The organism is Acaryochloris sp. IP29b_bin.148, from assembly GCF_028285565.1.
In the GTDB taxonomy this organism is placed as follows: Bacteria; Cyanobacteriota; Cyanobacteriia; order Thermosynechococcales; family Thermosynechococcaceae; genus Acaryochloris.
Genome location: NZ_JANQOY010000194.1, coordinates 1 through 3878 on the forward strand (window position 1 = coordinate 1; position 3878 = coordinate 3878).

The 3878-nt window shown below is 48.8% G+C and carries 3 protein-coding genes and 1 pseudogene; 1 reads left to right on the plus strand and 3 read right to left on the minus strand.

All coding sequences use genetic code 11. From position 1 onward, the window contains the following. Nucleotides 1-294 (minus strand): annotated as a pseudogene (locus Q0986_RS17400) (AraC family transcriptional regulator); the annotation flags it as partial. Nucleotides 295-732: 438 nt separating this feature from the next. Continuing rightward, entirely contained in the window at nt 733-2001 is a 1269-nt protein-coding gene (locus Q0986_RS17405) for an MFS transporter (RefSeq protein ID WP_299413384.1), read from the minus strand. Nucleotides 2002-2061: 60 nt separating this feature from the next. On the opposite strand from Q0986_RS17405, the gene Q0986_RS17410 reads away from it, so the two are divergent. After that, nucleotides 2062-2775 (plus strand): Uma2 family endonuclease, encoded by a 714-nt coding sequence (locus Q0986_RS17410; protein ID WP_299413386.1) that lies wholly within the window; start codon nt 2062-2064, stop codon nt 2773-2775. On the opposite strand, the gene Q0986_RS17415 is transcribed toward Q0986_RS17410, so the two are convergent. Beyond that, complete coding sequence (locus Q0986_RS17415; RefSeq protein ID WP_299413389.1) at nt 2763-3824, minus strand: iron-siderophore ABC transporter substrate-binding protein; 1062 nt, start codon at nt 3822-3824, stop codon at nt 2763-2765. The genes Q0986_RS17410 and Q0986_RS17415 overlap by 13 nt on opposite strands. Nucleotides 3825-3878: the final 54 nt, after the last annotated feature.

Sequence of the window (3878 nt, forward strand, 5' to 3'; positions counted from 1 at the left end):
GTCTGTGGCATTGAGGGTCTGCACCCGCGAGGTTCCCGATAGATAAAATTTAGCCACCAGTGGGAAGTTGGACTCATGCTCTAGAACAAAACGCATGGGCTGTCTGAGACGACTATTGCGGATATAGACATCCAGGCCTGGGCGCAGATGCAGAATGTGATCGCCGCCCCGCCCCCACTGTTGCGGCAAATTGTAATGTATCCCATTTTCGATGGGTTGACAGATCAATTCACCTTTCTGCTCTGCTTCATCAACCAGGTCCGTAATATCAGCATCGGTTAGCGTGATTACCATTGTTGTTTAAAGCCTTGACACTAAGTGAGTGTTATTCTCATTTAAGCACAGCTTAACAGAGACTTTCTGCTACTCTCGTGGCCAAGCAATCAAAATACTCGGGCTGAGTTGTAATTCAGTTGAGGGTTTCTGTTTGCCTTCAAGCATCTTTTAACAAAAACTGCCGGGGCTGCTCCAGGATGAGCTTAGCTCCTGTAGGACCATTAAGGCCATTCCATTTGTAATATCTGGCAAAGTAAACTTGGTCTTCTTCGCTAGCAGTTAGAGATTGTGCGATCGCATTTTCTACCCAACTTTTGCGGATGGGCTGTGATTATCGTCTTAAACATTTGTGATGAGATAGGTATCAAGCACACCTCCAAGAAAAACTGACTGGTGCATTGCTAGTGGTCTTAGAAGGATGAGATCGACTCAAGTACCTATCTTTCCTTAACTGCCTCAATGGTCTAGCGTTTCTATTAATTTAAGCTGACGCACGCAGTATCCTCCCATCGCCAGCAACATTCCGCAGGTGGCAAAAATAGAAATCTGAAGTGCCATGCCTGCCCCTAAACCTGTGCCAAAAATTGGGCCAAAGAGACCTGCTAATATCCCACCGGGCTGCATGGCTGGTTCAAAGAAATGATCAGCTAACGGACCTGCGATCGCATATCCGATCGGACTACTCAACTGGGTCAGCAAAAATTGGGTTGCAAACACTCGCCCTTGCACTTCAGGCTCTACCTTTGACATCCAAATCGCCTGACTCGCACTCTCTGGAAAAGGCGAACAGAATCCACACACTAGGGCTGTGCCAATCTTAGTCACCGTTTGCTGTGCAAGAGCCAACACAATAATGCCGAACTTCCACAGGGCACTGGCAATGAGAACACCATGAATACGGCGTTTCGGTCCGCCACTAATACTAATGGTGAGTCCTCCTAAGAGACCGCCCGTGCCAAAGAAGGCCAAAAGCGTTCCCCAAATCAGCGGGTTATTATTGCTCCGAGCTAAAACCATTGCTGGCAGAATAGCGAATATCGTACTGCCAATCAGGCTATTGACGATCCAAAAACTCAATAGAGCCATCAGACTAGGCCGAACCCAGAGGTACTGTAATCCAAAGGCTAAGGCAGACCAAGACGTTTGTGGTTCAGCAGGCTGTGCTGAGGGCTGAGGGATTTTGACCAGGGCTAGACTGGTGATCGCCATACCAAAAGTGACAATATCGACACTGAGAACCCCTGTTAACCCGGTAGCGGCATAGAGAGCACCCGCTAAAGCCGGAGCCAAAACATAACTCCCGGACATTTGGACAGAGCCCAGGGCAGTGGCACGGGCATAATGTTTTTCGGTCACGATTAAGCTCAGAGAAGCCGAATAGGCTAACCCTTGGATATAGCCGAATAAGCCGTTAATGGCCCCAGAAATATAGAGATGCCATACCTGCAGATGATCCATGAGAAACAGCATCAGCAGGGCGATGGTAGACAGTCCGGCGACTAAATCGCCTAGCAGCATTAAATGCTTACGAGAGTAGCGATCCACCCAGATCCCGGCAAAAGGGGAAACCAAGAGCTTGGGAATCTGAGTGAACACCATAATCAAAGACAAAGGGGTCGCTTGTCCGGTGATTTCCCAGGCCCACAAAGTGATGGCAAAGTTGGTGAGTTCTGAACCCAGGAGTGATGCAAACTGTCCAAGCCAGATGATCAGAAAGGTGCGCATAAATGCCAAGCAATCAGAATAGGAAAGATATAATGGCGGCAGGATTAAAGAGTCTTGATCATGACACCCTTAGCTCAATCACTCTCTTTGGGTGAGCAAGAACAAATCTTCCCGTTAGAGAATGGCGATCGCTTAACGCGGCCAGAGTTTGAACGTCGCTACCATGCCATGCCTCATCAAAAAAAGGCTGAATTAATAGAAGGAGTGGTTTATTTGCCCTCACCTCTGCGATTTGAACCCCATGCTGAACCCCACGGCAACCTCATGACATGGCTGGGAATATACAAGGCAATGACGCCTGGTGTGAGGATGGGAGACAATCCCACCGTGCGACTAGATTTAGATAATGAACCACAACCCGATGCAGTGTTGCTGATCAATACATCAGCTGGTGGTCAATGCCAGTTAAGTAAGGATGGCTATCTAGAGGGTGCTCCAGAGTTAGTGGCGGAAGTCGCGGCAAGTACTGCAGCCTATGATTCATACGACAAAAAAGTTGCCTATCGGCGGAATGGGGTGCAGGAATATATCGTCTGGCAGGTTTTAGATCAGAAGCTGGATTGGTTTAGCCTGCAGGGGGGTGAATATGTACCACTACAGGCAGACGAAACAGGCGTGATTCGTTCTCAAGTGTTTCCAGGATTATGGTTGGCTGTTCCTGCCTTGTTAGCAGGAGAGATGGCACAGGTGTTGTCAGTGGTACAGCAAGAGTTGGATACCACCGAACATCGAACTTTCATTGATACCCTCTCCTTAAAACGTCAGGGTTCATAGCGAGCAAGGCCATTAGTTGTTTGAAGGGCTGAGGAATCCAGTTGTTGGTGTAGGTCCTTGAGAAAAATTTCAGTGCCAATAGGCCCTAAGAGGGCATGGCATAGGTACACAGGAGTGAAATAGACCTTCCCTGCTTGGCTGGGTGGTAGTGATTGTGCGATCGCATTCTCGCTCCACTCGGTTTTGATGGCTTTGATCTGCTGTTCCTCCGGGTTGGACGTTTTATCAAGGTTTTGGCTGGAGAAGCCTTCGATCAAAATCCAGTCCATATCCAGATTGGTCAACGATTCTAACGAAATCACATGACTCGGTTCTTGGGATTGGCTCAAAGCAGCCGGGACCACTACCTGAAACCCAACGTCTTCCAGCAAGGCCCCACAGGCACTGTTTGCGGTTTCTAGGCGCACGCCCTGGCTCAGTTGCTCAGACAATAGCAGCAAGACTTTAGGATCCTTAGCCACGATGGGCTGCAAATCTTGCTTTAATTTGGCAACTTGCCGTTGAGACTCCGCCGTCACTGCGGTGGCTTTTTCAGGTTTCTGGAGGGCTTGGCCAAGCGCTTTCAAATCGGTCTGCCACGCAGACCTTGCACCACTGTAGTCAAACAGTAAGGTGGGTGCAATTTTGGACAGCAATTCATATTCATCTTTATTCTTGATGCTGTCGGCCAAAATTAAATCGGGTTTCAATTTTGCGATCGCTTCTAAGGATGGGCTCTCAGCAGTCCCCACATTATCTGGCTGTCCTGTCAGGTACTTTCCCAAATAGGGAATTTGCTGATCGGGCTGATCAAATTGGCGAGTAGGGAAGGGGAAATACTCCGCATGGGCAATTGGCTGTACCTCAAGAGCTAGTAGGAGTTCCAATAAATTTGGACCAATGGTGACCACCTTTTGCGGTTGACCACAGACCTCTGTTTCACCCAGATCATGGGTAATGGTCCGACAGTCCGTTCCTGTTGAGGTGGATGGAGTGGGACGGGTACAGGCTATGCCCACTATCGCCAAGGCCATCAGTAGGCCCATCGTTTTCAATCTCAGTCGTGCCATACGCTAGCTTTCCTAAAAGGGCTGGGGCTTATTGAGTGGGAGAATTCACTGCAG

Excerpts from the sequence above, each read along its gene's own strand:
- Q0986_RS17405 (WP_299413384.1), bottom strand. The coding sequence starts at position 2,001 with ATGCGCACCTTTCTGATCATCTGGCTTGGACAGTTTGCATCACTCCTG.
- Q0986_RS17410 (WP_299413386.1), top strand. The coding sequence starts at position 2,062 with ATGACACCCTTAGCTCAATCACTCTCTTTGGGTGAGCAAGAACAAATC.
- Q0986_RS17415 (WP_299413389.1), bottom strand. The coding sequence starts at position 3,824 with ATGGCACGACTGAGATTGAAAACGATGGGCCTACTGATGGCCTTGGCG.